Source organism: Lentzea aerocolonigenes, assembly GCF_000955955.1.
GTDB classification, from domain to species: Bacteria; Actinomycetota; Actinomycetes; order Mycobacteriales; family Pseudonocardiaceae; genus Lentzea; species Lentzea aerocolonigenes_A.
Window position 1 is genome coordinate 11880 of the sequence record NZ_JYJG01000040.1, and the last position, 26604, is coordinate 38483.

A 26604-nucleotide genomic window follows, 5' to 3' on the forward strand; every position below is an offset into this window, starting at 1 on the left:
AACCCGAAACCTCACTCTTCCGGGTCACAGGACTGTGCCCCCGGTGCGCGCACCGAGGGCACAGTTCACGACACTTCCGGGCCTAGAACGGTCCGGCGATCTGCGGCCTGGCCGACTGGATCGACGTCTGCGGCGCGGGCTCGACCGCCGCACACGACGTGCCGCTGCGCGGCAGCTTCAGCGACACCAGATACTCGTTGTTGATCTTCAGTGTGCACTCGCTGCGGTCGTACACGCCGTGGCCCCAGCCTTCGTAGGTCACGAAGACGGTGGTGTCACGGGACTGCCGGTGCGCGTTGACCGCCCACTCGTAGACCGTCGCCGGGTCGTACCTGGAGTTGGTCATCAGGATCTTCGGCGCACCCTTGATCTTCAGCGGCCGCTGCGGGTTCGTGGCCTTCGGGAACCCGACGCAACCCATCATCGCGCCGTGGCCGATCGACGAGCCGAGGCTGTCCGGCGCGACGCGGTTCTCCATGGCGTTGAGCGCCTGGTACTCGCCCCACGAGCTGACGCGCAGGTTGTAGTCGTTGCAGAAGATGCCCGCGAACGGGTTCTCGAACGTCTCGCCCTCAGCGAACTTCGCAGCCGCCGGCGCACCGGAGACGAGCGTCGCGATGTAGTCCGCGAACGGTTTGAAGGCCGGGCCGTAGCCCATGCCGACGATGCCCCCACCGAGGTTCTCAGGGGTGATCACGCGGCCGTTCTGGTCCTTCAGCTCACCGCGGGCGGCCTTGGCCAGCAGGTCCTTCCAGATCTTGCGGAGGTCCTTGCCGTAGAACGGCGACGACGGCGTGCGGTCGCTCCACTTGACCCACTCGTTGAACATGTCCTGCGCGCCACGCGCCTCGGTCTCGAGGAACTTCCACGTGCCGAGGCTGTGGTCCATGTTCGAGTCGATGATCATCGCGCGGATGTTCTTGCCGTACTGCGCCGCGTAGTGCTGGCCCATGATCGTGCCGTACGAGACGCCGTAGTAGTTGATCTTCTTCTCGCCGAGCGCACGGCGGATCGAGTCGATGTCGTTCGCGACGTCGTAGGTCGACGCGTGGTCGAAGATCGCGCCGGAGACCTTGCGGCAGTCCTCGCGGAGCTCCTTGTTGAACGCGACCAGCTTGTCGAACTCGTCCTTGGTCTTCGGGTAGTTGGACGGCTGGCGCTGCAGGACGTCGCCCGAGCACTTGATCGGCTGCGACCGCGCCACGCCACGCGGGTCGAACCCGATGACGTCGAACTTGTCGACGATCTCCTTGCTGAAGTAGCGGTCGGCACCGAACGAGAAGTCGACGCCGGAACCACCAGGGCCACCGGGGTTGATGACCATCGAGCCGATCTTGTTCGCCTGGTCGTTCGCCTTTCTGCGCGACACGGCCAGCTTGAACTTCTCCCCGTTCGGCTTGGCGTAGTCGATCGGCAGCTCCAGGAAGCCGCAGTCGACCGTCGGCACTTCCTCACACGGCTTCCAGTCGATCGCGCCGACCTTGAACTCCGGCTGCTGCTGCGTCTCCGGAGCCGCGACCGCGAGCGAAGAACTTCCCACTACCAGTGCAGAACTCGCGAGCGCGACACCCAGGACGCGCATCATCGGTTGCATGGATTTCCTCCCTAGATCCCCAAGCACTGCGGGAGGAAACGCTTCCACCGGTCGTGTGACGTGAACAACCAACCGAGGTAGGGAGAAATATCAGACCGTAGTCGGACAACCACCGTCAGCTACTACTTTTGGTCCACAACGATCGTAGGTGTGCTGCCCCATCGGCCGTAGGGGTACCTAGTACTCGCAGCCGGGCCATGCCGCCGTCGGGGTAGATGTCGAGCCGGACGTGCGTCGCCTCGACGGAGTCCACGACGAACCGGTGCCGCGTGTCGGGCTGCAGCCGGGTGCGCGGCAGGACGTCGAACCAGGCGTCCGGGTCCGTGCGCTCGTCGCAGCCGCTGACCGACGCCCAGCCCGGCGCGTTGCCCTTGAAGTGGCTGGTGTCGAGCTCGACCAGTTGCACCACACCGGGCGCGGCGAGTTTCACGGACACCCAGTCGTTGCCGTCGTCCCTGCGTCGTGCGGTCTCCCAGCCCTCGCCCATGACCGTGGCCTGACCAGGGGCGATGAGGTTGTTGGGCGAGCTGTAGAACATGTTGCTGCAGCCCGTGACGACGGCGCCGTTCTCCAGCGCGGCCAGGTCGATGCCGGGGACGAGCAGCCGCGGGTCGGCGACCGGCTCGCCGTGCACCCGCAGCCGGGCGACGCCGCCGTCCGGGTCGATGGTGAGCCGGACGTGCGTGACGCGGCGACCTTCGGCGACGTCGAAGTGGTGCTTCTCGTCGCCCTTCAACGCCGATCGCTCGACCAGCGGGAACCACTCGGTGATCTCGTCCGCGGTCGGATAGCCCTCGGCCTGCGCGCCCTCGACCCAGCAGAACGGCGGGTAGTTGCCCTTGAAGAACGCCGTGTCGACGACGATGCCGCGCACCACACCGGGCATGCCGAGGCGGATCACGGCTTGGTCGACACCCGCCTCACGACGGCGGCGAGTCTCCCAGCCGTCGTAGATCTGTCCTTTGTGGCCGAAGGTGTAGGTCTGGTAGACCGGCTCGGCGGGCTTGATCAGGTTCTCCCGCTCGGCGAACAGTTCGTCGTTCGCCCACACCACACCACCCCCGACCGCGCGCGAAGCGAGATCAGGGAGCCGGGTCCACTCGGTCATGCTTCTCCTCTGCGTAGCAACTTGCCGTGCGTTGTACTGATTTCCTTGCCGCGCAACCACGTCTGCCTCACGACGCCGTGCAGTTCCCTGCCGTGATAGGGCGTCACGGGGTTGCGGTGGTGGAGTGCGTTCTTGTCCACCACGAACTTCTGATCCGGCGCGAACACCACGAGGTCCGCGTCCTTGCCGACCTCGATCGCGCCCTTGCTCTCCAACCCGACCTGGCGGGCCGGGTGCGTCGCCATCCAGCGGACGACGTCGGTGAGGTGGAAGCCGCGCGAGCGCGCCCCAGTCCACACCGCGGGCAGGCCGAGCTGCAGTGACGCGATGCCGCCCCAGGCCGTGGCGAAGTCGCCTGCCTTGAGTTCGACCGTGCTCGGCGAGTGGTCGCTCACGACCAGCTCGATCACACCCTCGCGCAGTCCCTGCCACAGCGCCTCGCGGTTCTCCGCCTCACGGATCGGCGGGCAGCACTTGAACTCCGTCTGCCCGTCGTGGATCTCCTCGGCGGTGAACGTGAGGTAGTGCGGGCAGGTCTCGGCGGTCACCGGCAACCGGTCGCGATGCGCTCCCTCGATGATGTGCAGCGCGTCCGACGACGACAGGTGCAGGATGTGCGTCCGCGCGCCCGTCTTGCGGGTCAGCTCCACGACGTCTGCGATGGCCCGGTTCTCCGCCTCGCGCGGTCGTGACGCCAGGAACCCCGGGTAGTCCGGTTCCGACTCACGAACCGTGTGCGCGTCCTCGGCGTGCACGATCGTCAGCGCGTCGAGGGTCGCCAACTCTCGTAGTGCCGCTTCGAGCTCGGCCTTGGTGACCGCCGGGAACTCGTCCACGCCCGAGTGCAGCAGGAAGCACTTGAAGCCGAACACGCCGGCCTCGTGCAACGGCTTCAGGTCCGCCAGGTTGCCGGGGATGATCCCGCCCCAGAACCCGACGTCCACCGAGACGTTCGCGGCCGCCTTGCGCTTGATCTCCAAAGCCGCGACTTCGACCGTCGGCGGGATGCTGTTCAACGGCATGTCGATGATCGTCGTGACGCCACCGGCAGCGGCCGCGCGAGTCGCGGTCTCGAAGCCCTCCCACTCGGTACGGCCCGGGTCGTTGACGTGCACGTGCGTGTCGACCAGGCCGGGCAGCAGCACCTCGTCGTCCGCGAGGTGCACGACGTTCGGCGACTCGATGAAGGGCTCGACGGCGACGATCCTGCCGTCGACCACACCGACGTCAGCCGCGATCTCGCCCTGCGGGGTGATGACCCTGCGGGCGCGGAAGACCAGGTCCATGTCCCTCACTCTGACACCCAGTCGCGGGCGATGCGACCGCCGAGAACGCCGAGAAGCGAATCTGCCTGGGCCATGCACCGCGTCACGTCGGGCTCGATGTCGAGCAACGCGTAGGCGGCCTTGAGCCCCAGCTCACCCGGCGCGACCGAGCACTGGCCGGCGACCGCGACCACCGGCACGTCACCCGAGGCCCTGACCACGCCATAAGGCGCTTTGCCGTGCCGGGTCTGCGCGTCCAGTGATCCTTCGCCTGTGACCACCAGACGCGCGTCCCGGACGGCCTCTTCGAAGCCGGCCAGTTCCAGCACCACCTCGATGCCCGGCCGGAGCCGCGCGCCGAGCACGGCCAGTGCGGCGAACCCGATTCCGCCCGCCGCACCCGCACCGGGCCGTGCTGCGTGCTCCGGCCCTACCCGTTGCGCGAAAGCCTCAAGCCGGGCTTCGAGGATCTCGACCTGTTCGGGTGAAGCACCCTTCTGCGGCCCGTAGACCGCAGCCGCGCCCGTAGGACCCAGGAGCGGGTTGTCCACGTCCGAAGCGAGCACGAGGTCGACGCCGGAGAACGACGCCTTGGCCAGCGCCTCCAGCATCCCCGCGCCGCCGTCCGTGCACGCGCTGCCGCCCAGCCCGAGCACGATCGTCGTGCAGCCGACGTCCAGCGCGGCCTTCAGCAGCTCGCCGACCCCGTAGCTGGTGGCGTCGAGCGGCGCGGGCTGGTCCAGCAACGTCAGCCCGGCCGCCGCGGCCACCTCGACCACGGCGGTGGTGCCCTTGACGGCGAAGGACGCGGGCACCGGCTTGCCGACCGGCCCGGTGACCCAGCGCCCGACCTTCAGGAACCCGGCGGCGACGGCGGCGTCGACGGTGCCGTCGCCGCCGTCCGCCACCGGGAGGCAGCGCACGTCCACGTCCGGGGCCGCCTCCCGCAGGCCGCGCGCGACAGCGGCAGCGACCTGCGGGGCGGTGAGCGAACCCTTGAACTTGTCCGGCGCGACGACGATCACGGCAGCGGCTCGAACTCACGCATGGCAGCGATGGACGTGCCGTTCGCGGTGTTGCCCTCGCGCTCGATCATGATCTCGACGAGCACCGGCCGTTGCGTGCGATCCGCTTCTTTGCGTGCCCACTCCAGGGACGAGCGGATCTCGGAAGGATCGGCCACCCGGATGCCCGAACAGCCGTAGGCCTCCATGATCTTGACGTTGTCCGAGCCGGTGGTGTCGTAGTGGATGTCGACCTCGTACTTCATGTCGTAGCCACCGTGGTCCTCCGCCATCCGGATCAGGCCGAGGTACTCGTTGTTCAGCATGATCAGCACGAACGGCACGTCGTACTGGGCGCCGACCGCGAGCTCCTCCACCAGGAACTGGAACGAGTAGTCGCCGACGATGCCGACGACCTCCGCGTCCGGTCGCGCCTTCTTCACGCCGATCGCCGCCGGGATCTCCCAGCCGAGCGGTCCGGCCTGGCCGCAGACCTGGTAGTGGCGCGGCTGGTGCGCCTTCTGGTGCTGGCCGGACCAGATCTGGTAGAGCCCGATGGCCGTGACGAAGTAGGTGTCCGGGCCGTAGAAGTCGTTGATCTCCTTGAACACCCGCGGCGCCTTGACCGGCACGGTGTCGAAGTCCTCGCGGCGCAGCAGGGTTCGCTTGAGCTCGGCGCAGCGGTCGACCCACTCGCCGGCCGCGCGCGGTCCCCTCGAACGCGCTTTCTCCAGCAATGCCTGGAGGAACAGCTTGGTGTCCGCGACAACGCCGAGGTCCGGCCCGAACACCTTGCCGATCTGGGTCGGCTCGACGTCGACGTGGATGAACTTCCGGTCGCCGCGGTAGGTCGCGAGATCTCCGGTGTGGCGGTCGCCGAACCGTGCGCCCAAAGCGAGAACCAGATCCGACTCCAGGAACGACGCGTTGCCGTAGCGCTGCGAGGTCTGGATACCGGTCATGCCCGCGTAGAGCGGGTGGTCCTCGTCGATCGCGCCCTTGCCCATCAACGTGGCCTGGACCGGGATCTGCAGGAACTCAGCCAGGTCCAGCAACTCGGCGGACGCCTCGCCGAGGATGACACCGCCACCCGCGAGCAGCAGTGGGCGTTCGGCGGCCAGCAGCATCTCCAGCGCCCGTTCCACGCGTGCGTCGGAAGGCACGCTTTTCGGGACGGGCAACGGCTCGTCGATCGACGAGTCCCACTCGATCTCCTGCTTCTGCACGTCGATCGGCAGGTCGATCAGGACCGGGCCCGGACGACCCGAGCGGGCGATCCGGAACGCCTCGCGGAAGATCCACGGCATCTGCGCGGCTTCCTTGACCTGCACCGCCCACTTCGTGACGGGCGCGGCGATCGAGACGATGTCGACGGCCTGGAACGCCTCCTGGTGCAGCTTCGACACCGCGGCCTGGCCCGTGATGCACAGGATCGGCACGGAGTCGGCCTGCGCGGTGTACAGGCCGGTGATCATGTTCGTGCCGGCCGGACCCGAGGTGCCGATCGCGACACCGACGTTGCCGGTCGTGCGCGACCAGCCGTCGGCCATGTGCGTCGCGCCTTCCTCGTGCCGCACGATGAGGTGCTCGATCGAACCGTCCTGCTCCATCGCCTTGTACAGCGGCAGGATCGCGGCGCCGGGGCAGCCGAACACGGTGTCGATGCCCTCGGACTTGAGGACCTCGACGACCGCTTGCATGACTGGGATCTTCGGCATGTGTCAGGCCCTTCCCGCGAAGTTCTCGATGACCTTGAGCAGCGCGGAGTGGTCGAGCGACCCGTAGCCCTGCGCGCGTGCCGCCGCGACCAGTGCGGCGATCTGGTTGGTGACCGGCAGCGCGACGTCGGCGGCGCGTGCCGCGTCCAGTGCGATGCCCATGTCCTTGTGGTGCAGGTCGATCCGGAAGCCGGGCTGGAACTCGCGCGCGATCATGGACTCGCGCTTGAGGTCGAGGATCCGGTTCGCGGCAAGACCGCCCGCGAGCACGTCCAGGCCCGCCTTCGGGTCGACGCCGGACGCCTCCAGCAGCACGATCGACTCGGCGACCAGGGCGTAGATGCCGCCGACCATCAGCTGGTTCGCGGCCTTCACGACCTGACCGGCGCCGTGCGGGCCGACGTGCACGATCGTCTTGCCCACGATCTCCAGGAACGGGCGCGCTGCCGCGAAGTCGGCCTCGTTGCCGCCGACCATGATGCTCAGCGACGCCTGGATCGCACCGGTCTGGCCGCCGGACACGGGCGCGTCGAGCACGCGGACGTTCGAAAGCTTGCGGGCGATCTCGATCGACGTGGACGGGCGGATCGTGCTCATGTCGATCAGCAACGTGCCGTCGTCGAACGTCACCTCGTCGATGACCGCCTCGACCTGCGGGTGGTTCGGCAGCATCGTGATGACGACTTCAGCGCCGCTCACGGCTTCCTGTGCTGACGACGCAGCCTTGCCGCCGTCCGCGACGAGCTTTTCCAGGGACGCCGAGCTGAGGTCGAACCCCGTCACGTCGTGCCCGGCGGCTACCAGGTGGGCCGCCATCGGGCTGCCCATGATGCCGAGTCCGATGAAACCGATGCGGGTCATGCTTGATCCCTCCAAGCGAAGGAGTTCGTGACGGGCTTGTACTCGGCGCCGACGAAGCCCGTGTAGCCGTTGGCGCGGAGCTTCGCGAGATGCCCGAAGATGTCGAGCTCGCCGGTGCCTGGCTCACCGCGTCCGGGAGCGTCGGCGATCTGCACGTGACCGATGAGGTCGACGTGGTCGGCGAGGGTGTCGAGGTCGTCGCCGTTCGTGGCGAGGTGGTACAGGTCCGCGAGCAGCTTCACGTTGCCGCGGTCGATCTCGTCGATCAGGTCGAACGCCTGTTGGGCGGTCTTGATCGGGTACAGGGGCGCGCCGCTGAGCGGTTCGATCACGATCTGCGCGCCTGCCTCTGCCGCGACGTCGGCGGCGAAGCGGTAGTTGGAGATGGTCTGCGCGGTGGTCTCGAAGTTGCCGTGCAACGCGTTGAGCGTCCGGCAGCCGAGGCGGCCCGCGATGGCGCACGTGATCTCGACGTTCGTCCGGAACTCGGTCTCGCGGCCGGGCCAGCTCGCGAGGCCGCGGTCACCGGCCGGCATGTCGCCCGCGTAGAAGTTCAGGCCGACCAGGCGCACCTGCGCGTCCACGATCGCGCGTTCGAACGCGTCGATCTCGCGTGTCTCGGGTACGGCGTCCGCGAACGGCCACCAGATCTCGACCGCGTCGAACCCGGCGGCGCGTGCGGCGGCCGGGCGCTCCAGCAGCGGCAGCTCGGTGAAGAGCATGGACAGGTTTGCGTCGAACATCTTTGGGCCGTTCCTTCCACATCGCGGAAGTTCAATTTCGCTCTATGGAGACACTAGACATCCCGTGAGCCTCGGGTCAAGAATGTGGAAGTTAGATTCCGCGATACAGAAACTTGGAGAGCCGTGGACAGCTTCAACAGCGCCCCGGAGGCCGAACTCCGACCTCTGCTCACCGAGTGCCTCGCGGTACCCCGCTGGGTCGACGCGATAGTGGCGGGCAGGCCGTACGCGTCGATGGATGCTCTCCTCGCGGCTTCTCACGTTGCCGCACAAGGACTTTCCGACGAGGAGGTGCTCGGCGCCATCGCCGGGCACCCGCGCATCGGCGAACGACAGAAGACAGGTGGGGTGTCGGCGAAGTGGTCGCGGTCCGAACAGTCCGGTGTGGACAGCTCCCAGGCTGATCGCCTGGCGGCTGCGAACGCCGCGTACGAGGATCGGTTCGGGCACATCTACCTGGTGTGCGCGACCGGCCTGAGCGGTGCGGAGATGCTCGGCAACCTGTCCAGTCGCATGGACAACCCGCCGGATGTCGAGATCCGCGTCGTCAACGACGAACTCGCGAAGATCGCCGCCTTGCGGCTGCAGAAGCTGATCGGGAGCTGAACAACATGGCCATCGTCCTGGGCCCCAACCAGTACGGGAAGGCGGAGAACCGCCTCGTCACGGTGTCGCGCAACGGTTCCGTGCACACGATCAAAGACCTGACGGTCAGCACCTCGCTGCGCGGCGACCTCGCCGACACGCATCTCACCGGCGACAACGCGAAGGTGCTCGCGACCGACACGCAGAAGAACACCGTCTACGCCTTCGCGAAGGAGGCGCCGGTCGGTGAGATCGAGGACTTCGCGCTGCGCCTGGGCCGTCACTTCGTCTCCTCGCAGGAGGCGATCTCCGGCGCGCGGATTCTGATCGACGAGCACTCGTGGGACCGCATCGACGCGAACGACCACTCGTTCGTCCAGGGGTCGAACGAGAAGCGCACCACGGCCGTGACGATCGAGGGCTCACAGGCGTGGGTCGTGTCGGGCGTCCGCGACCTGGTGGTGCTGAAGTCCACGGGTTCCGAGTTCCACGGCTATCCGAAGGACCCGTACACGACGCTCAAGGAGACGAACGACCGGATCCTGGCGACGTCGGTGACCGCGCGCTGGCGTTATGCCGGCACCGAGGTGGACTGGGCCAAGTCGTTCACCGAGATCCGGTCGATCATGCTGAAGACGTTCGCGGACAAGCACTCCCTGTCGTTGCAGCAGACGCTGTACGCGATGGGCGAGGCCGTGCTGAACGCCCGCTCGGAGGTCGCCGAGGTACGGCTCTCCATGCCGAACAAGCACCACTTCCTGGTGGACCTCAGCGCGTTCGGACTGGAGAACGACAACGAGGTCTTCTACGCCGCCGACCGTCCGTACGGGCTCATCGAGGGCTCGATCCTGCGCGACGACGCGCCCGATCCCGGTCTTGCCTGGAGTACTTTGCCAGCCTTCTGAACACCACCGGGTTCATGAGCGTGGCCGGCGAGTCCACCATGTGCACGACGCGCAGGAACCGCCGGAAGATGTCCTGATCGTGCGTCAGCGCGCCCTGCCACTTCTTCATGAACCAGCCGAATGCGCGCATGATCGGCCCAGGCGCGTGGGCGCCGTCCACCCAACCCTGATCGGCGTTGCTGGACAGCGTCCACGCGCCCTGCGCCGTCTTCGCGACCTTGCGCTGGAACTCCTGGCAGCCCTTGGCGCTGAAGTCCCGGTGCTGCCGGAACAACAGCGCCGCCATCGCCGCCACCGTCATCCCCTGCCCGTACACGGGGTTGAACACGCACACCGCGTCGCCGACCGCGACGAGTCCACCCGGCCACCCCCGCGTCTGCTCGAACGCGATGCGGCGACTGGCCGTCCGCGCGAACAGGTACACGGGCGTGAGCGGCTCGGCGTCCGCGATCATCTCGGCGATGGGCCCGCGCAACGAGTCCAGGAACCGCCCGAACCCCTCGGGGTCGCGCGGCGGATGATCGCCGCCGGCGCCCTGGGCCGTCACCATCATCCGGTCGCCCTCGATGCGCATGACGATGCCACCGCGCGGGGTGTGCGGCGCGGCCAGCGACTCGGCGACCACCACCGGGAAGTCCTCCGACGCCGTGTAGAGCCGGGTGGCGTAGCCGGTCCGCGAGTCGACCTCACTCGGCTCCGGCACGACGATTCCCGCTTCGGCCAGCCAGGCCGGGAGCTTCGACGAGCGGCCGGACGCGTCGACCACGAGATCGGCGTCCACCCTGCCGTCCCTCGTGAGCACACCGTCCACAGTGGAACCTCGGAACGAGAGCCCGGTGACGTGCGTGTCGTCCACGATCTTCGCGGTGACCCGGCGCCGGATGTGCGTCTCCAGCAACGGCCTGCTCAGCACCAGCAGCGGCAGACCACTCGTCGTCGACGCCACCCAGCCCAGCGGGTTGAGAATGCGCATCTCACCCGCGTCCATCAGATGTGCCCCCGCCTGCACGAGCTCGTCGCGCAGACCGGGGAACAGCCCCTCCATGATCTCTCCGCCGCGCACGAGCAACCCGTGCACGTGCCTGCCCTGCGGCACGCCGGCTCTGGGTTCTGGCTGGTCGGACAGCTTGTCGCGTTCCAGGACCACCACGTCGTCGTACGTCTCGCCGAGCACGCGAGCCGCCAACAAGCCGGCGATTCCCCCACCGATCACTACGGCTTTCATGAGGCCATTGAACCAGCCGGAAGCTGAGAGTCAGCGGTTTTCGGTACCGCGCAAGGACATCTGCTGGTCACGCCAGGAGTGGAAGAGATCCGCCTCGGAGTACCAGTCCACCCCTGTCGGGCGTTCGCCAGTCGTCATGAACTCGATCAGCAGCTGCCGGTACAGGTCCAGCGGTACCCCGACGCCGGGCGGGAAGTCGGTGTACTTCTCGTTGACGTACGGCGCTTCCTCGGAGCCTTTCGGCCAGCCCATGAAGACGTTGTCGACGTAGTACATGTAGCCCCACCCGCCCCGCACGGCGAGCACCACGTTGTGGTCCGGGTCGCCCTCGGCGGTGAGCGTCCTGCCGAAGTGGTCGAGCGATCCGTCGTTGCACTGCGGCCTGCCGAGCAGGCCGATCAGCGTGTCCACATCCGCCTCGCACGCGACGACCTGGTACTTGTGCTCCGCCGCGTCGAGGTCGGGTAGCCCGGTCCAGAGGCCAGCACGCATGCTCATGCGAGCCACCCTGCACCCATTGCCGGGAACATTCGACACCCATTGACAGAACCACACGAACGGGTGAGGACCCGGTCAGCCTGATCGTGCGACGAGGCCTCTCAACGCCGACTCGTCCAGACCCGTCGCGACCTGCACTTCCACCGGATCGAGCGCACCGCAGTCCACCGCGCGGAGGAAGAAGGACGACAACGCCTGGGCGGTCGCGGGTTCGTCCAGAACCCCTCCGGAGACGTGCTGCACGTAGGACTTCAGGCGCCCGGCATCGGCGTCCAAACCCTCGCGGTAGAAAGCGTAAACGGCGGCATAACGTGTCACCAGTTGTGCCGGGTGCAGATCCCAACCCTGGTAGAAACCGTGGTCCAGTGATCGCCGGGTGAGCCGGTAGTGCGTGTCCCAGCCCAGCTTCTTCTGATCACCGACGGGCAGCACGTTGGTGGACCCGTCGGAGAGCCGAACCCCGGTCCCAGCAGCGGAAACCTGCATCACGTGCCGAGCGAAGTCGCAGGCACCGTGAGCCAAGTGCTGCTGTGCCGCGGACAACCCGCAGCCCGCCGTGTAGTCGTAGGTCCCGAAGTGCAGACCTGTCACCCGTCCCCTGCCCGCCTCGAGGTACTGCGGGATCGCGAGCCGTCCCTCGTGATCCACAATGGACTGGGTGGTCTCGACCTGGATCTCGAACTTCAGCTCCTCGCCGAAGAGATCCAGCACCTCGCCGAACACCTCGACCTGGTCGACTGATGTCACCTTCGGGAAAGTGATCACAAAACCTGGCGGAACCTCTCCCAGTGCTGTCAGGAAGATGTCCAACGTGCGCAGCCCGCGTTCACGCAACGCCTTGGTGTCGAACGACTTGATCCGCAGTCCGATCGACGGCGGCGCCGAGCCCTCCGCCAGCCACCGGGACACCAGGTGCGCGGTGCTCTCGGCGTCCATGTCCTCGACGTCGTCCTCCGGCGCCCCGTAGCCGTCCTCGAAGTCGATCCGCAGGTCCTCGATCGGCTCCCGGACGAGCTTGGCCCGCACCCGGTCGAGCACGCCCTCCGGCAGCTCCGGCAGCAGCTCGGGTTCGATCGACGCCAGCGCCTCGCGACCCCAGTCCTTCACCGTGGTCGCGATGATCCGGCCGGCGGGCACGTAGCACGTGTGCACGGGCTGCCGCCCCACCGGCCAGCTGCGTTCCACAGTGGACAGCCGCGCGGTCACCCGCGCGACGTCCTCGGGTGACAACGACGTCTCGTACATCAGATGCGCTCGTACGCCGGCAGCGTCAGGAAGTCGACGAAGTCCTCGGACAACGCGACCTGTTCGAACAGCTCGACGGCCGCCGCCACGTGCGGGCCCTCGACCTCCTCGCCCACGCGCGCAAGCACTTCCCGCACGGCGTCGGCGGTCACCTGCGTGCCGTCGTCGAGCACGACCTTGTTGTTGATCCACTGCCAGATCTGCGACCGGCTGATCTCAGCGGTGGCCGCGTCCTCCATCAGGTTGTGGATCGCCGCGGCCCCGTTGCCGCCCAGCCACGACGCGATGTACCGCACGCCAACGTCAACAGCGGATTCGAGCCCGGCCCGGGTAGCCCCACCACCGGCCGACTTGAAGTCCAGCAACTGCTCGGCCGTCACCTCGACCTCTGGCCGCTGCTTGTCGATCTGGTTCGGCTTGTCCCCGAGCACGCCGTCGAAGATCTCCCGGCAGATCGGCACCAGATCCGGGTGCGCCACCCACGACCCGTCGAACCCGTCCGTCGCCTCGCGCGTCTTGTCCTCACGAACCTTGCGCAGCGCGTTCTCCGTGACCTCAGGATCGCGCCGGTTCGGAATGAACGCCGCCATGCCACCCATCGCGAACGCCCCGCGCTTGTGGCACGTCTTGACCAACAGCTCGGTGTACGCGCGCATGAACGGCGCCGTCATCGTCACGCTGTTGCGGTCCGGCAGCACGAAGTCCGCACCGGCGTCCCGGAAGTACTTGATGACGCTGAACAGGTAGTCCCAGCGCCCGGCGTTGAGCCCCGACGCGTGGTCCCGCAGCTCGTAGAGGATCTCCTCCATCTGGAACGCGGCCGGAATCGTCTCGATCAGCACCGTCGCGCGGATCGTCCCGTGCGGCACGCCCTTGAGCTTCTGCGCCGTCGTGAAGACGTCGTTCCACAGCCGCGCCTCGAGGTGCGACTCCATCTTCGGCAGGTAGTAGTACGGCCTGCCCAGCTCGGCGTTGTGGAAGAAGTGCAGCCCGAAGTCCACGAGCGCACCGACCGCGTTCTTCCCGCCGAACTGCAGGTTCCGCTCGTCGAGGTGCCACCCGCGCGGCCGGACCACGATCGTCGGGTACGGCCCGCCCTTGAGCCTGTACTCCTTGCCCTCCGGCGAGGTGAACTCGATCGTCTCGCGCGCCGCCTCGTACAGGTTCACCTGTCCCTGCACGACGTTGTCCCAGTGCGGCGTGTTCGCATCCTCGAGGTCCGCCAGCCACACCTTGGCGCCGGAGTTGAGCGCGTTGATCGTCATCTTGCGCTCGGTGGGCCCGGTGATCTCGACGCGGCGATCCCGGAGTGCCTCAGGCGCCTCGGCGACCTGCCACTCGCCGTCGCGCACGTCCTGCGTCTCAGGCAAGAACCCGAGAGGGCGCCGCTCCTTCCTCAGGGCGAGCAGCTCGTCCCGGCGCCCGGCGTGCGCCTCGTGCAGCTTCGCGACGAACTCAAGAGCCTCTTCGGTGAGGACCTGCACCTGGATCCACCTCTCTCGGTTTTGCTGTGTGGACTATAGTTTCTGCATTGCGGAACAGCAATGAGAGGAGCCGCACGTGTCCACAGGTGGCGTGCAGTCCCTTCAACGGGCCTTCGACCTGCTAGAACGCCTTGCCGACGCAGGCGGTGAAGCCTCCCTGTCCGAACTGGCCACAGCCTCTGGCCTCCCCCTCCCCACGATCCACCGACTGATCCGCACCCTTGTCACGCTGGGCTATGTGCGCCAGAACAGCAACCGGCGCTACACCCTCGGCTCCCGCCTGATCCGCCTGGGCGAAACCGCCTCCCGCCAGTACGGCACGTGGGCCCGCCCGTTCCTCTCGCAACTAGTTGACTCCGTGGAGGAGACGGCAAACCTCGCCGTGCTGGACGGCGACGAGGTCGTCTACGTGGCCCAGGTCCCGTCAAAGCACTCGATGCGGATGTTCACCGAGGTGGGCCGCCGGCTGCTGCCGCACGGGACCGGGGTGGGCAAGGCGATGTTGTCGCAGCTGCCACGGGACGAGGTGCGGCAACTCCTGGAGCGCACGAGCCTGCCCGCCTACACGCCGAACACGATCACGGACGCGGCCGAGCTGCTCGACGAGCTGGACGAGATCCAGCAACGCGGCTACGCGCTGGACGAGTCCGAACAGGAGCTCGGCGTCAGGTGCATCGCGGTACCGGTGATCGGCGGCCCGACGCTGGCGGCAGTCTCGGTCTCGGGCCCGGAAGGCCGCCTCACGAAGGAAGCCGTGTCGCGGATCCTGCCCGAGGTGCTGGCGGTGGCGAAGAGGCTCGCGGACCGCTCCGCCACCGTCTGATCAAGCCGCGACGACCACGGGCTCGGCGAGCTCGTCGAAGAGCGGCAGCCAGAGTGCCGAACGCATCTTGGTCATGACAGCGCCTTCCGGGCGAAGAAGAGTGCGATCCCACCGATCGCACAGGCTGATCCGAGCACGGCCGGTCCGGCCAGGTCGAGCAACGCGGTTCCGGTCAGCGGACCGAGGACCGCACCGACGCTCCAGGTGGTCGAGGCGAGCCCCATGTACCCGCCGCGCAGTTCGGCGGGCGCGAGGTCGGCGAAGGTGTCGCCGAACCGGACGGCGATACCGATCTGGCCGAGCGTCCAGATCAGGACCGATCCGGCGAACGCCGCGGTGCCGTGACTCAAGGCACCGAGTGCGGCACCGGCTCCGACCAGCAACATCGAGACGGCCGACACCACACTGCCGCTGCGACCGGAGAGCAGCCGGACCGCCACCGGCTGCAGCGCCACGACGGCGATCCCGTTCAGCGCCAGCACCGCGCCGTAGGTCGCCGGTCCGAGCCCGTCGGCCGTCATCAGCAGCGGCAACGTCGTGAAGGTCTGCAGGAACAGCGTGAAGTAGCCGACGTGGACCGCCATCATCGCGATCATCCGCCGGTCGCGCAGCACCACGGGCAACAACTTCTGCCTCATCCGCACCGACCCCGCCGGCCGGGTTTCCGGCACCTGCCGCCAGACGATCAGCGCCGCCACCAGCGAGGCCACCACGTTGATCCAGAACAACAGCCCGTACCCGTACTGGGCCAGGACGCCGGCCGCCACCGTGGCGACGGAGAAGCCGAGGTTGGCCGCCCAGTACAGCAACCCGAACGCCCGGATCCGCTGCTGCGCGGGCAGGTCTGCCACCGCGGCGGAACCAGCCGGACGATGCAGCTCGACAGTCAGCCCGACAGCCACCGCGGCCGCCCAGATCTCCGGCACCGAATCCGCGGAGCCGAGCAGGGCGAGCGCCACCGCAGCGCCCACGAACCCCACGAGCATCGTGTTGCGCCGGCCGATCCGATCGCCCAGCCAGCCACCGAGCAACTGGGACCCGATGTCTCCCACGCCGAGAGCCGCGACCACCGTGCCCGCGGTCGCAGGCGAGAGGTGCTGCGCCTGCGTCAGGTAGAGCACCAGGAACGACCGCACCACGCCCCCGGCCCTGCCGACGAACTGCGTGGCCGCCAGTGCCCAGACCAGTTTGGGCAAACCCAGCCGCGGCAAGGAGAAGCGGGCCGGGCGGAGGGTGATCGAGGTCGTCATGGAAATGACGCTAGGCCCGCAAGTGCATCACGAAAAGCGATGAATTCCGATCAGCTCAATCGCCATCACTTATGCTCAACGCCGTGGATGCCGAACTGCGTCACCTGCGAGCGATGGCCGTGATCGCCGAAGAAGGAACGTTCGGCCGGGCGGCGGCCCGGCTCGGCTACACCCAGTCCTCGGTGAGCCAGCAGATCTCCGCGCTCGAGAAGGCCGTCGGCGGCCCGGTGTTCGACCGGCCCGGCGGGCCGAAGCCCGTCCGGATCACACCTCTGGGTGAGGTGGTCCTGGCGCACGGCCGCGATCTGCTGCGGAAGGCGGAGGCGCTGACCGACGCCGTAGAGCGCTTCCAGGCGGGCAACGGCCGGATCGACATCGGCACGTTCCAGGGCGTGTCCACCCTGATCCTGCCGGTCGTCATCCGCCGGCTGCTGGAAGAACATCCCGGCTGCGACATCAGGCTGTCCGACGTGACGCCGGAGGATCCGCGGATCGGGGATCTCGACCTGCTGTTCCACGACGGCCAGGTGGAGGGCGACGTCGAGCACGTCAAGCTCTTCGACGAGGAGTACTTCCTGGTGACGGGCGCGGGCGCGGTCCAGGCCGGCCCAGTGCGGACGAAGCTGCTCGACGACGCCGCGATGGTCGGCTGGCCGCTCACCTACTACCAGCGCTGGCTGGAGCGGACGCTCGCCCGCGCCGGCGCGCGGCCGAGGTTCGTGTTCCGCACCACCGGCCACGAAACGATCCTGTCGATGGTGCGGGCGGGCATCGGCTGGGCGGTGCTGCCGTGGCTCGCCCTGCACGCGCACGACGCCTGGTCCGACGATCAGCTCAGCATCCACCCGCTGAAGCCGGCACCGACTCGTGAGCTGTCCCTCCACTGGCCGGCCGGCCGCACCGAGTCACCGCTCGCGCTCCGGACACGGGAGATCGCGATCGAAGTCGCCCGCGATCTCGCCGCCCAGATGTAGATCAGCCGAGCAGAGCGTCCACGAAGGCGCCGGGCTCGAACGGCGCCAGGTGGTCGGCGCCTTCACCGAGGCCGACGAGCTTCACCGGCACGCCGAGCTCGCGCTGCACCTGGAAGACGATGCCGCCCTTGGCCGTGCCGTCCAGCTTGGTCAGCACGATGCCGGTGATGTCGACCTGCTCGGCGAACACCCGCGCCTGCGTGAGGCCGTTCTGACCGGTCGTGGCGTCCAGGACGAGCAGCACCTCGTCCACCACGGCCTGCTTCTCGACGACGCGCTTGACCTTGCCGAGCTCGTCCATGAGCCCGACCTTGGTGTGCAGGCGTCCCGCCGTGTCGATCAGCACCGTGTCGACGCCCGCGTCCATGCCGCGCTTCACCGCGTCGAACGCGACCGAGGCCGGGTCGCCGCCCTCAGGCCCGCGCACGGTCTCCGCGCCGACCCGCTTGCCCCAGGTCTCCAGCTGGTCGGCCGCCGCCGCGCGGAACGTGTCCGCGGCACCCAGCAACACGGTGCGGCCGTCGGCGACGAGCACGCGGGCGAGCTTGCCGGTGGTGGTGGTCTTGCCGACGCCGTTGACGCCGACCACGAGCAGCACGGCGGGCTTGCCGGAGTGCGGCAGCGCCTTCAGCGAGCGGTCCATCGAGGGGTGCAGCGCATCGACGAGCACCGAGCGCAGCAACGCCTGCGCCTCGGCCTCGGTGCGCACCGCCGAACCCGCGATCTTCGAGCGGAGGGTGTCGACGATCTCGGTGGTCGTGGCGGCGCCCAGATCGGCGATCAGCAGCGTGTCCTCGACGTCCTGCCACGAGTCCTCGTCGAGGTCGCCCGCACCCAGCAGGCCCAGCAGCGAGGAGCCGAACGCGTTGCGCGACTTCGACAGCTTGCCGCGCAGCCGCTCCAGGCGCCCGGAGGTCGGTTCGATCTCCTCGACCTCGGAGGCTTCCTCGGGAAGGTCGACCTCGACGAACCCGCGCTTCACCGAATCGCGTGGTTCGGAGGCGTCATCACCCACGCCCGGCTGGCCGTCCACCTCTGGCCGGTCGGCAACTGGGTGTTCAACCGGTTCCGGTTTGGCCGGGGCCAGCGAGATCCCGGAAGAGGCCTCGTACCCGCCGGGCTTCGGCGCCTCCTCCTTCTGGGTGAGGCTGATGCGACGGCGACGCGTCAGCACCACGCCGGTCACCAGCGCGGCGATCAGCACGACCGCCACGACGACGAGGATCAGGACAAGGGAAGACGTCGACACGGGCTCATGGTTTCACAGACCCTCATGTGACCTGTCAACCATGTATTGCTCATTTAGGCGAAGATTTCACGGAAGCACTTGCGCCCGCCCTGACTGTGGAATAGACCACACGTCGTGAGGGTGATCGGACTGATTTCCGGCACGTCGATGGACGGCATCGACGTCGCCGTCGCCGACCTGTCGATCAACGGCGACGTCGTCGAGCTCGTGCCGGTGCAGTGCGCCGAGCACCCGTTCCCGAAGGATCTGCTGGAGAAGCCGCGGGACCTCGCTGAAGTGTGCGCCTTCGACACGTCGCTGGGGCAGGCTTTCGGTGAAGTCGCCGCCGGATACCTGCCGGCGGACCTGATCTCCTCGCTCGGGCAGACCGTGCACCACGAGGTCCAGGACGGCGACTGCCTCGGCACCCTCCAGCTGGGGCAGCCCGCGTGGATCGCCGAGCGCACGGGCGTCCCGGTGATCGCCGACCTGAGGGTGCGCGACGTCGCCGCGGGTGGCCAAGGAGCACCGCTGGCCTCGACGCTGGACGCGTTGTGGCTGGCCGGTGAGAGCACCGCGATCGCGTTGAACATCGGCGGCATCGCGAACATCACCGTGGTCAGACCGGGGACACCACCGATCGCCTACGACACAGGGCCGGGCAACGCGCTCATGGACGCCGTCATGGAGGTCATCTCCGACGGCCAGCGCCGCCAGGACACCAATGGCGAGTTCGCACGCAGGGGTGTCGTCCGCGAGGACATCCTCAAAAAGCTGCTCGCCGACCCGTACTACTCGAAGCCCTGGCCCAAGTCGACGGGCAAGGAGCTCTTCAACGCCGAGTACCTGCAAGGGTTTCCGACGGTCCCGGCCGAGGACATGCTGCGCACCCTCGCCGAGCTGACCGCGCGCACCATCGCCGACGCCTGTCGCGCGCACGACGCGAGCACAGTCGTCGCGTCCGGCGGTGGCATGCGCAACCCGGTGCTCGTCGAGGCGCTCACGAAGGCGCTCGACCCGATCCCGTTGAAGATCAGCGACTCGCTGGGCCTGCCGCGCGACGGCAAGGAGGCCTACCTCGCCGCACTGCTCGGATTCCTGACGTGGCACGGGATCTCGGGCAACACGCCGTCCGCGACCGGTGCGTCCGGGCCGCGGCTGCTCGGCAGCATCACGCCCGGCAACGGGCCGTTGCGGCTGCCAGAACCTGTCACGGGTCCGGTGTCCAAGCTGAAAGTGGGGGAACCGAAGTGGCTGGACTAGATCTCGCGATCATCGCGGTCTTCCTCGTCGGCATGCCGTTGCTCGGCACGTGGATCGGCGGCCGGCAGAAGTCGTCCACCGACTACTTCGTCAGCGAGAGCCGCATCTCGTGGTGGGTCGTCTGTCTCTCGGTCGTGTCCGCGGAGACGTCGACGCTCACCGTGCTGAGCGTGCCGGTGATCGCCTACACGGCGACGCCCGCACAGGGCGGCATGACGTACCTGACGCTCGCGCTCGGCTACATCGTCGGCCGGATCATCGTCAGTTTCGTGCTGCTGCCCAAGTACGTCGCCGGTGATCTCGTGACGGCGTACGCGTTCCTGGGCAAGCGGTACGGCGACGGCATGCGCGCCACCGCGTCCGTGACATTCCTCTTCACGCGTCTGCTCGCGGACGGCATCCGGCTGTTCGCCACGGCGATCCCGATCAAGCTGGTGCTCGCCCAGTACGGGATCAACGCCTCGTACTGGCTGATCATCGTCGCGCTCGGCATCGCGATGGTGTTCTACAGCTTCTTCGGCGGCGTGCGCGCGGTCGTGTGGGTCGACGCCATCCAGATGCTCTGGTACGTGCTCGGTGGCGTCGTGGTGATCTGGTGGCTCGCCGGGAAGCTTCCGGACGGCTGGCTGGCGAAGGCCGCGGACGGCAACAAGTTCCAGCTCTTCGACTTCACCTCGTCCCCGCTGACGGGCGCTTATCCTTTCGTGGCAGCGTTCTTCGGCGGTGCGCTGCTGTCGATGGCCTCGCACGGCGCGGACCAGCTGATCGTGCAACGGCTGATGGCCACGCGTGATGTGAAGGCCGCGCAGAAGGCGTTGATCGCCTCCGGTGTCGTGGTGTTCCTGCAGTTCGCGTTCTTCCTGTTCATCGGCGTGATGCTGTGGGCGTTCTACAACGGCGCCGACCCGGTGAAGGGCCTGAAGCTCGGCAACAAGGACGAGCTGTTCGGCAACTTCATCGTCACCGAGCTGCCGTCGGGTCTGTCCGGCTTCGTGATCGCCGGAATCCTCGCGGCCGCGCTGTCGTCCTCGTTGGGCGCCTTGGCCTCCAGCACGGTGACCGACGTCTACGAACGCGTCCGCAAGACCCCGATGACCGACGACGAACGCCTGCGCCACGGCCGGATGTGGACCCTGGTGTGGGCGGGTCTGCTGATCGTCTGCGCGGGCCTGTTCGCCTCCTCGAACAAGACCACGGCTGACCCGATCGTGGTGCAGGCGCTCGGCATCGCCGGCTACACCTACGGAGCGCTGCTCGGGGCCTTCCTCCTCGGCCTCATCTTCAAGCGCGTCACGCAGGCGGACGCGATCATCGCGTTCGTGACGACGGTGCTGGTCGTGGGTTTCGTGATTCTCGGGGTCAAGTTCGCCGGCAGCACGCCTCAGGTCAACTTCGGCAAGGCCACTGCTGACCTGAAGTCCTTGACCGGCTGGTGGAACACGCCCCTGGGGGTGGCGGTCACCCTGCTCGTAGGTGGGCTGTTGTCGCTAAGGCATTCAGGCGGGGTGCCGGTACGCGACGAGCTCGATGTGAAGTCGGAAGCCTAGGCGGGCGAACATGTGCTGCGACGACTCGTTGCCCGAGTAGATCGACGCGGCTGCTTGCGGTCGAGCCCCGTGCTCGGCCGCGAGCTTCCACAACAACTCGGTGACGAGAGCCGCACCGACGCCCTGACCGCGAACATCGGGTTCCACGGCCACGAAGTCGACGTAGTACTCCTCGGGTTGGGCCTTGCCCGCCGCGTACCCGATGACGCGTTCGCCGTCCATCGCGACGACGACGGTGCGGGTCTCCGGTTTGGATTCGACGAGCTGTTTGCCGGACAGATAGGTCCGCGGGAAACATCGCTCGTGCAGCACGGCCACGGCTTCGTGCACGTGCTTGTCGGTGGGCAGCACGCGCATCTCGCGTTCGCTGGGGCACTTCGCGTCCCTCAGCAACAACGTGCGCAGCTCCCCGTTGTCCAGTATGTGGATGGCGCTCGCCTTGCCGGCCGAGAAGCCGTGCCGTTCGGCGAACGCCGCGAGCCGCCGGTGCGCGGTGTGCCCGTACAGCTCGAGGTCGGTGATGCCGGTGAGGAGCTCAGCGGCCCGCCGGAACATCGCGTCGGCGGTCTGGTCCCAGATGCGGCTGCCCGCCGGGTGGTTGACCGGTACGTCGACGAACGGCCCGTGCAGCCACGCGCGGCCCAGCTCGGCATCGATCTCCACGCTGAGCATGCCGGTGATGTTGTCGTCGGCGTCGACGGCCACCACCGTGCAGTCGGCCCAGCTGGGCTCGAACTCGCCGAGCTCCGCGCGGAGCTCTTCGACTGTCTCACCGAGGTAGCCGATGTGGTGCGCTGAGTCGGCCTGGAGCCGGACCAGGAGCGCCATCGTGGCGCCGAGGTCGCCAGGTTCGGCGAAACGGATGTCGTACATAGAAGGAATGGTTGCTCCCGCGACGGCCGGACGCGAGGGAGTTTTCGGACGGGTAAAATGGCGGGGATGTCCACCCCGACCGGCGACGCGCTCGCGACGCGGAACGACCTGGCCAAGGCCAAGGCCCACGCAGGCGACTTCCGGGGTGCGGTCACCGAGTTCAGAGCCCTTGTGAAGGACTTCACGAACGCGGTCGGCGCGGATCATCCCCGGACTCTCGACGTGCGCGTGAACCTGGCGGGCGTGCTCGGCACCGCAGGACAGTTCACGAAGGCCGTCGCCGTGGCCGAGCCGCTGCTGCGCGACCAGGTCCGCGTGCTCGGTCCCGAGCACGCGGACACCTTGGAGACCAGGCAACTGCTGGCCAGCCTCCGCTACCGGGCCGGCGACGCCGAAGGGGCGGCCGAGGAGCTGGAGCAGTTGCTCGCGGCTCTGTCGCGCGTGCTCATGCCCACTCACGACCGGATCACCAAGCTGAAGCGCGAGATCGCGTTCCTGAAGAGATGACACTCACACCACTGCCGGGACGCCACCCAGATTCGGGCTTGCAGGGCTGGTGAGGGTGGGGGACTCTTCTACAGTGAGTGAGGAAACGATCCAACTCGATCTCAGCGAATCCGGGGTGGCCGTCGACCTGCCCTTGCCGACGAACAACCGGGACGGTGTCCAGGGCGTTCCGTACCGGCCGGTCGAATTCCGAGACGATGATCTGCCCACTGCCCTCGAACGTGCCGCCGCCTGGCTGCGGCAGACGCAGGAGTGGCTGGGCGAACCCGTGGATGTCATCGCAGTTCATCTCGACTACGACGACACCAAGGGCAACCCGTACTACGACCTCAAGTTGCTGTGCAACGACGAGGACCTCGCGGGTGTGCCGAGGGTCATCCGAGACAACGAAAGGGCCGCTACCGGTCAGTAGCTTTTCCGGCTACCGTTCGGAAGCATGTCGGATCGCGTATACCCCCCGGTGATCGCCGCTGCCAAGCTCATGTTCAAGGTGCTGGACATGCGGCTCACCGTCGAAGGGGCGCACCACGTCCCGCGCACCGGTGGAGCGGTGCTGGCGTCGAACCACGTCAGCTACCTCGACTTCATCTTCGCGGGCTACGGCGCTCGTCCCTCGGGGCGCCTCACGCGGTTCATGGCTAAGCACGAGATCTTCGCGAACAAGATCGCAGGGCCGCTCATGCGCGGCATGCACCACATCCCCGTCGACCGGAGCGCGGGCCAGGCCTCCTTCCAGCAGGCCCTGTCCGCGCTCCGCACCGGCGAGGTCGTCGGGATCTTCCCCGAGGCCACCATCAGCCGCTCGTTCACGGTCAAGGACATCAAGTCCGGTGCGAACCGCCTGGCGCACGAGGCCGGCGTGCCGATCATCCCGGTCGCGCTGTGGGGAACCCAGCGCCTGTGGACCAAGGGCCGTCCCAAGAACCTGACGCAGCGGCACGTGCCGATCACCATCCTCATCGGCGAGCCGTTCGAGCCCTCCCCCGGCGACTCCGGCGACGGTCTGCTGCGCAAGCGGATGCAGGACCTGCTCGACACCGCGCAGGCCAACTACCCCACCGAGCCCGGCGCGTGGTGGGCTCCGCGGCATCTCGGCGGCACCGCGCCGACGCCAGAAGAAGCGGCCGAACTGGACGCTGGGCGATCATGAGGGCATGACGCGCTTCCAGGTGCTCGGCGAGGTCTCGGTCTGCGGCGCGCCGTTGATCGTCAAGCACAAGGGCGCGCTCATCACGTTGTCGCTGCTGTTGTTGCACGCCAACGAGGTGGTGCGCACCGAGGCGTTGATCGACGACATCTGGGGCGAAGAGGTGCCGCGCAAGCCCGTCGAGGGCCTGCGCAGTCACCTGTCGCGGTTGCGGGCCGCGCTACCGGACGACATCGCGCTGACGCGCCGTGCCGGTGGGTACGCGCTGGAGGTCGCGCCCGAGTCCGTCGACGTCCACCACTTCCGCGCACTGGCCGCCGCCGGACAGCACGCGGAGGCGCTCGCGTTGTGGCGGGGCGAGCCGTTCGCCGGGTTGCGGGCACCAGGGCTGGAGCGGGCCAGGACCGCGCTCTGCGGGGAACGGCTGGCGGTGGTGCTCGACCTGAACGACGTCCGGTTGCGGACGGGCGACCACGCACTCGTGCTGGCCTCGGCGCAGGAGCTCGCTGAGGCGCACCCGGTCGACGAACGCGTCGCGCGGCAGCTCATGCGGGCGCTGGCGGACGGCGGCCGGCAGAACGACGCGCTGCGGGCGTTCGAGATCCTGCGCACCAGGCTGGCCGACGAGCTCGGCACCGATCCCGACCAGGAGACCCGGCGGCTGCACCAGCAGCTGCTGACGGCCTCCGGCACGCCGCGTGAGCTCCCCGCCGCGCCGTGGTCGTTCAGCGCCCGCACCGAGGAGCTGGCGGCGTTGACGGAGGCACTCACGTCCGGCGGGCCGCGCCTGGTCGTGATCAGCGGTCCCGGCGGCGTCGGCAAGACCGCGCTCGCACTGCACTGGGCGCACCGCAACGCGGCGCTGTTCCCGGACGGCCAGCTGTACGTCGACCTCATGGGCTTCACGCCGTCAGGGCACCCGGTGTCCCCCGCGGACGCGCTGGAACGGCTGCTCAGCGGCCTCGGCGCCACCACCGTGCCGGACACGCTCGACGCGCGAGCCGCGCTGTTCCGCAGCACCGTCGCGAACCAGCGGGTGCTGCTCGTGCTGGACAACGCCGCCGACGCCGCCCAGATCACGCCGCTGCTGCCGGGCACAGCGGATTGCGCGGTCCTGATCACCAGCCGGGACCACCTGCACAGCACGACCACCCGCGGCGCCCGGCTGGTGCCGCTGGCCACGCTCACCTCGTCCGACGGAGAACGCCTGCTGGCCGACCGCATCGGCGCGGACCGGGTGGCCGCCGAACCGGACGCCGCCGCCGGTCTGATCGCGGCCTGCGCGGGACTGCCGCTCGCACTCGCCGTCGTGGCCGGACATGCCCAGGCCAGGCCGAAGTTCCCGCTGGCGGCGCTCGCGGAGGAGCTGCGCGACGCGTCGACCCGCTTGCGGGCGTTGGACCTCGGCGCCCCCGAAACCTCGCTGACCGCGGTGCTGGCGTCGTCGCACCGGGCACTCGACCCGGTGCACGCCCGCACGTTCGGCTTGCTGGCCGCCGTGCCGGGCGAGGATCTCAGTCTGTCGTGCGCGGTCGCGCTGACCGGCCGGTCCACTGTGGAGGTTCGGGCCGATCTCCGTGCACTGGAACGGGTTTCGCTCATCGAGGAGCACGTCCCGGGCCGGTGGCGGATGCACGACCTGGTGCGTCTGCACGGCCAGGAGCACGCCGCGCCACCAGACCTCGCCGAGTCGTTGCACAGGCTGGTGAACTTCGTGCTGTACACCGCACACGCGGCCGATCATGTGCTCCACGGGTTCCGCAGGCCGATCACGATGCCACCGGCCGTGGTCGAGTCGCTGTCGTTCGCGGACGCCACAGCCGCGTTGCTCTGGTTCGACGCCGAGCACCGCACCGCGGCAGCGTTGCAGGAGGTGGCGGACGACGACGCGTGCTGGCGGCTGGCCTGGGTGCTGAACAGCTACTACTGGACGCAGAGCCGGGCTCTCGACGACGTTGCGGTCAACCGCGCGGGTGTCGAGGCCGCGGAACGGCTCGGCGACCACGAAGCTCTCACCATCACCCATCTGATGCTCGGCCAGGCGTTGGAGAGCATCGGTGAAAGCGAAGCCGCCGAACACCAGTTGAGGATCGCTGGCGTCCACGCCAAGGAGATCGGCGACAACTGGCGGCAGACCGCCGTCCACCGCACGCTCGCGAAGCTGGCGCGCAAACGCGGCGACCACCGCGAGGCGCTGGACCAGGCGCTCCTCACCCTCGAACTGGCCCGCACGCTGGACGACGAAGCCTGGGAAGCGGACGCCCTCACCGCACTCGGCTGGCACGCGGCGCAGTACGGCGAGTTCGACCTCGCGGAGGAGCATCTCCGTGCCGGACGCGCGAAGCAGATCGCGATCGGCGACGTCGACGGCGAGGCGCACACCAGCGACAGCCTCGGGTACGTCCTGAGTGCGACCGGCCGGCACGAGGAGTCCCTGCCGCTGTTCCACCGCTCGATCGAGCTGCTCCGCCGCCTCGGCAACAGGCAGTTCGAGGCGAGGTCGCTGGACCACCTCGGCGACGCCCTGCACGCCATCGGCCGGTGCGACGACGCGGCCGGCGCCTGGCGCCGGGCAGAGGAGCTGCATCGCGCGACCGACCGACCGGATCTGGCGGACGCCGTGCTCGCGAAGCTGGCCTGACCTGCGGATACAAGGTTTTCACAAGGCCGGTCGGGCAGAGTTGTCCGTGCGCACCTGATGAGGTGAGGTTGAACTGGGGGATTTCACCCCGTCAGGCGCCGGGCTGCGTCTGCACG

The 26604-nt window shown here is 68.3% G+C and carries 24 protein-coding genes; 10 read left to right on the forward strand and 14 right to left on the reverse strand.

The annotated features are described in order from the left end of the window. Positions 1-82: 82 nt before the first annotated feature. The 7 genes from UK23_RS07075 to UK23_RS07105 all read right to left on the reverse strand — a co-directional run bounded on the left by UK23_RS07075 (position 83) and on the right by UK23_RS07105 (position 8293). The gene (locus UK23_RS07075; RefSeq protein WP_045310576.1) at positions 83-1594 is read right to left on the reverse strand and encodes an alpha/beta hydrolase; all 1512 of its coding nucleotides are present in this window, start codon (positions 1592-1594) and stop codon (positions 83-85) included. A 115-nt stretch (positions 1595-1709) separates the two neighbouring features. Beyond that, positions 1710-2702 (reverse strand): allantoicase, encoded by a 993-nt coding sequence (alc, locus tag UK23_RS07080; protein ID WP_045310577.1) that lies wholly within the window; start codon positions 2700-2702, stop codon positions 1710-1712. Then, positions 2699-3988 carry an allantoinase AllB gene (gene allB, locus UK23_RS07085; protein WP_045310578.1) on the reverse strand — a complete coding sequence of 430 codons (1290 nt, stop codon included), beginning with the start codon at positions 3986-3988 and terminating at the stop codon, positions 2699-2701. The genes alc and allB overlap by 4 nt, the downstream gene beginning before the upstream one ends. Before the next feature lie 5 nt (positions 3989-3993). Then, a complete protein-coding gene (locus tag UK23_RS07090; protein WP_196777645.1) occupies positions 3994-4992 on the reverse strand; it encodes a glycerate kinase in 999 nt (332 codons plus the stop codon). Continuing rightward, positions 4989-6689, reverse strand: a complete 1701-nt coding sequence (gene gcl, locus UK23_RS07095) for a glyoxylate carboligase (protein ID WP_082114472.1) — start codon at positions 6687-6689, stop codon at positions 4989-4991. The genes UK23_RS07090 and gcl overlap by 4 nt, the downstream gene beginning before the upstream one ends. A gap of 3 nt (positions 6690-6692) precedes the next feature. Beyond that, positions 6693-7550 (reverse strand): NAD(P)-dependent oxidoreductase, encoded by an 858-nt coding sequence (locus UK23_RS07100; RefSeq protein WP_045310579.1) that lies wholly within the window; start codon positions 7548-7550, stop codon positions 6693-6695. Then, on the reverse strand, positions 7547-8293 hold the full coding sequence (locus UK23_RS07105; protein WP_045310580.1) for a hydroxypyruvate isomerase family protein: 747 nt from the start codon (positions 8291-8293) through the stop codon (positions 7547-7549). Before UK23_RS07105 ends, UK23_RS07100 begins: the two co-directional genes overlap by 4 nt. An 84-nt stretch (positions 8294-8377) precedes the next feature. Between UK23_RS07105 and uraD the strand changes: the two genes are divergently transcribed. After that, positions 8378-8899 carry a 2-oxo-4-hydroxy-4-carboxy-5-ureidoimidazoline decarboxylase gene (uraD, locus tag UK23_RS07110; protein ID WP_269112247.1) on the forward strand — a complete coding sequence of 174 codons (522 nt, stop codon included), beginning with the start codon at positions 8378-8380 and terminating at the stop codon, positions 8897-8899. 5 nt (positions 8900-8904) lie between these two features. After that, positions 8905-9783, forward strand: a complete 879-nt coding sequence (pucL, locus tag UK23_RS07115; protein ID WP_045310582.1) for a factor-independent urate hydroxylase — start codon at positions 8905-8907, stop codon at positions 9781-9783. Here the strand turns inward: pucL and UK23_RS07120 are convergent. The 4 genes from UK23_RS07120 to aceB all read right to left on the reverse strand — a co-directional run bounded on the left by UK23_RS07120 (position 9710) and on the right by aceB (position 14235). Then, positions 9710-11008, reverse strand: a complete 1299-nt coding sequence (locus UK23_RS07120; RefSeq protein ID WP_045310583.1) for an FAD-dependent oxidoreductase — start codon at positions 11006-11008, stop codon at positions 9710-9712. The genes pucL and UK23_RS07120 overlap by 74 nt on opposite strands. A gap of 30 nt (positions 11009-11038) precedes the next feature. Further along, positions 11039-11506 (reverse strand): Imm1 family immunity protein, encoded by a 468-nt coding sequence (locus UK23_RS48355; protein WP_052684442.1) that lies wholly within the window; start codon positions 11504-11506, stop codon positions 11039-11041. A 75-nt stretch (positions 11507-11581) separates the two neighbouring features. Continuing rightward, positions 11582-12751: a DUF6986 family protein gene (locus UK23_RS07130; RefSeq protein WP_045310584.1), complete on the reverse strand. Its 1170-nt coding sequence runs from the start codon at positions 12749-12751 to the stop codon at positions 11582-11584. Further along, positions 12751-14235, reverse strand: a complete 1485-nt coding sequence (gene aceB, locus UK23_RS07135; protein WP_231114406.1) for a malate synthase A — start codon at positions 14233-14235, stop codon at positions 12751-12753. Before aceB ends, UK23_RS07130 begins: the two co-directional genes overlap by 1 nt. Before the next feature lie 76 nt (positions 14236-14311). Between aceB and UK23_RS07140 the strand changes: the two genes are divergently transcribed. Next, positions 14312-15058, forward strand: coding sequence for an IclR family transcriptional regulator (locus tag UK23_RS07140; RefSeq protein ID WP_045310586.1), 747 nt, complete (start codon positions 14312-14314; stop codon positions 15056-15058). A 71-nt stretch (positions 15059-15129) separates the two neighbouring features. Here UK23_RS07140 and UK23_RS07145 read toward each other — a convergent pair whose 3' ends face one another. After that, the gene (locus UK23_RS07145; RefSeq protein WP_045310587.1) at positions 15130-16308 is read right to left on the reverse strand and encodes an MFS transporter; all 1179 of its coding nucleotides are present in this window, start codon (positions 16306-16308) and stop codon (positions 15130-15132) included. Positions 16309-16391: 83 nt separating this feature from the next. Here UK23_RS07145 and UK23_RS07150 point away from each other — a divergent pair, with 83 nt between their 5' ends. After that, entirely contained in the window at positions 16392-17282 is an 891-nt protein-coding gene (locus tag UK23_RS07150; RefSeq protein ID WP_231114407.1) for a LysR family transcriptional regulator, read from the forward strand. 1 nt (position 17283) lies between these two features. Here the strand turns inward: UK23_RS07150 and ftsY are convergent, their stop codons facing one another. Beyond that, a complete protein-coding gene (ftsY, locus tag UK23_RS07155) occupies positions 17284-18531 on the reverse strand; it encodes a signal recognition particle-docking protein FtsY (RefSeq protein WP_045310589.1) in 1248 nt (415 codons plus the stop codon). A 120-nt stretch (positions 18532-18651) separates the two neighbouring features. Between ftsY and UK23_RS07160 the strand changes: the two genes are divergently transcribed. Beyond that, positions 18652-19773, forward strand: a complete 1122-nt coding sequence (locus UK23_RS07160) for an anhydro-N-acetylmuramic acid kinase (RefSeq protein ID WP_082114482.1) — start codon at positions 18652-18654, stop codon at positions 19771-19773. Next, entirely contained in the window at positions 19761-21320 is a 1560-nt protein-coding gene (locus UK23_RS07165; protein ID WP_156212893.1) for a sodium:solute symporter, read from the forward strand. The genes UK23_RS07160 and UK23_RS07165 overlap by 13 nt, the downstream gene beginning before the upstream one ends. Here the strand turns inward: UK23_RS07165 and UK23_RS07170 are convergent. Then, entirely contained in the window at positions 21270-22193 is a 924-nt protein-coding gene (locus UK23_RS07170) for a GNAT family N-acetyltransferase (RefSeq protein ID WP_045310590.1), read from the reverse strand. The genes UK23_RS07165 and UK23_RS07170 overlap by 51 nt on opposite strands. 66 nt (positions 22194-22259) lie before the next feature. Here UK23_RS07170 and UK23_RS51315 point away from each other — a divergent pair, with 66 nt between their 5' ends. From UK23_RS51315 to UK23_RS07190, 4 genes are all read left to right on the forward strand, one after another. Further along, complete coding sequence (locus UK23_RS51315; protein WP_045310591.1) at positions 22260-22700, forward strand: tetratricopeptide repeat protein; 441 nt, start codon at positions 22260-22262, stop codon at positions 22698-22700. A 73-nt stretch (positions 22701-22773) separates the two neighbouring features. Next, positions 22774-23112 carry a hypothetical protein gene (locus tag UK23_RS07180; RefSeq protein ID WP_045310592.1) on the forward strand — a complete coding sequence of 113 codons (339 nt, stop codon included), beginning with the start codon at positions 22774-22776 and terminating at the stop codon, positions 23110-23112. A gap of 24 nt (positions 23113-23136) precedes the next feature. Then, complete coding sequence (locus UK23_RS07185) at positions 23137-23850, forward strand: lysophospholipid acyltransferase family protein (RefSeq protein WP_045310593.1); 714 nt, start codon at positions 23137-23139, stop codon at positions 23848-23850. Positions 23851-23854: 4 nt separating this feature from the next. Beyond that, entirely contained in the window at positions 23855-26488 is a 2634-nt protein-coding gene (locus tag UK23_RS07190) for an AfsR/SARP family transcriptional regulator (RefSeq protein WP_045310594.1), read from the forward strand. The last annotated feature ends 116 nt before the right edge of the window (positions 26489-26604 follow it).

What these genes read in the sequence shown, in the direction of transcription:
- UK23_RS07145 (WP_045310587.1), bottom strand. Translation starts at nt 16,308, where the DNA reads ATGACGACCTCGATCACCCTCCGCCCGGCCCGCTTCTCCTTGCCGCGG.
- UK23_RS07100 (WP_045310579.1), bottom strand. Translation starts at nt 7,550, where the DNA reads ATGACCCGCATCGGTTTCATCGGACTCGGCATCATGGGCAGCCCGATG.
- UK23_RS07105 (WP_045310580.1), bottom strand. Translation starts at nt 8,293, where the DNA reads ATGTTCGACGCAAACCTGTCCATGCTCTTCACCGAGCTGCCGCTGCTG.
- UK23_RS48355 (WP_052684442.1), bottom strand. Translation starts at nt 11,506, where the DNA reads ATGAGCATGCGTGCTGGCCTCTGGACCGGGCTACCCGACCTCGACGCG.
- UK23_RS07185 (WP_045310593.1), top strand. Translation starts at nt 23,137, where the DNA reads ATGTCGGATCGCGTATACCCCCCGGTGATCGCCGCTGCCAAGCTCATG.
- UK23_RS07170 (WP_045310590.1), bottom strand. Translation starts at nt 22,193, where the DNA reads ATGTACGACATCCGTTTCGCCGAACCTGGCGACCTCGGCGCCACGATG.
- UK23_RS51315 (WP_045310591.1), top strand. Translation starts at nt 22,260, where the DNA reads ATGTCCACCCCGACCGGCGACGCGCTCGCGACGCGGAACGACCTGGCC.
- gcl (WP_082114472.1), bottom strand. Translation starts at nt 6,689, where the DNA reads ATGCCGAAGATCCCAGTCATGCAAGCGGTCGTCGAGGTCCTCAAGTCC.
- UK23_RS07130 (WP_045310584.1), bottom strand. Translation starts at nt 12,751, where the DNA reads ATGTACGAGACGTCGTTGTCACCCGAGGACGTCGCGCGGGTGACCGCG.
- UK23_RS07190 (WP_045310594.1), top strand. Translation starts at nt 23,855, where the DNA reads ATGACGCGCTTCCAGGTGCTCGGCGAGGTCTCGGTCTGCGGCGCGCCG.
- UK23_RS07120 (WP_045310583.1), bottom strand. Translation starts at nt 11,008, where the DNA reads ATGAAAGCCGTAGTGATCGGTGGGGGAATCGCCGGCTTGTTGGCGGCT.
- alc (WP_045310577.1), bottom strand. Translation starts at nt 2,702, where the DNA reads ATGACCGAGTGGACCCGGCTCCCTGATCTCGCTTCGCGCGCGGTCGGG.
- pucL (WP_045310582.1), top strand. Translation starts at nt 8,905, where the DNA reads ATGGCCATCGTCCTGGGCCCCAACCAGTACGGGAAGGCGGAGAACCGC.
- allB (WP_045310578.1), bottom strand. Translation starts at nt 3,988, where the DNA reads ATGGACCTGGTCTTCCGCGCCCGCAGGGTCATCACCCCGCAGGGCGAG.
- UK23_RS07075 (WP_045310576.1), bottom strand. Translation starts at nt 1,594, where the DNA reads ATGCAACCGATGATGCGCGTCCTGGGTGTCGCGCTCGCGAGTTCTGCA.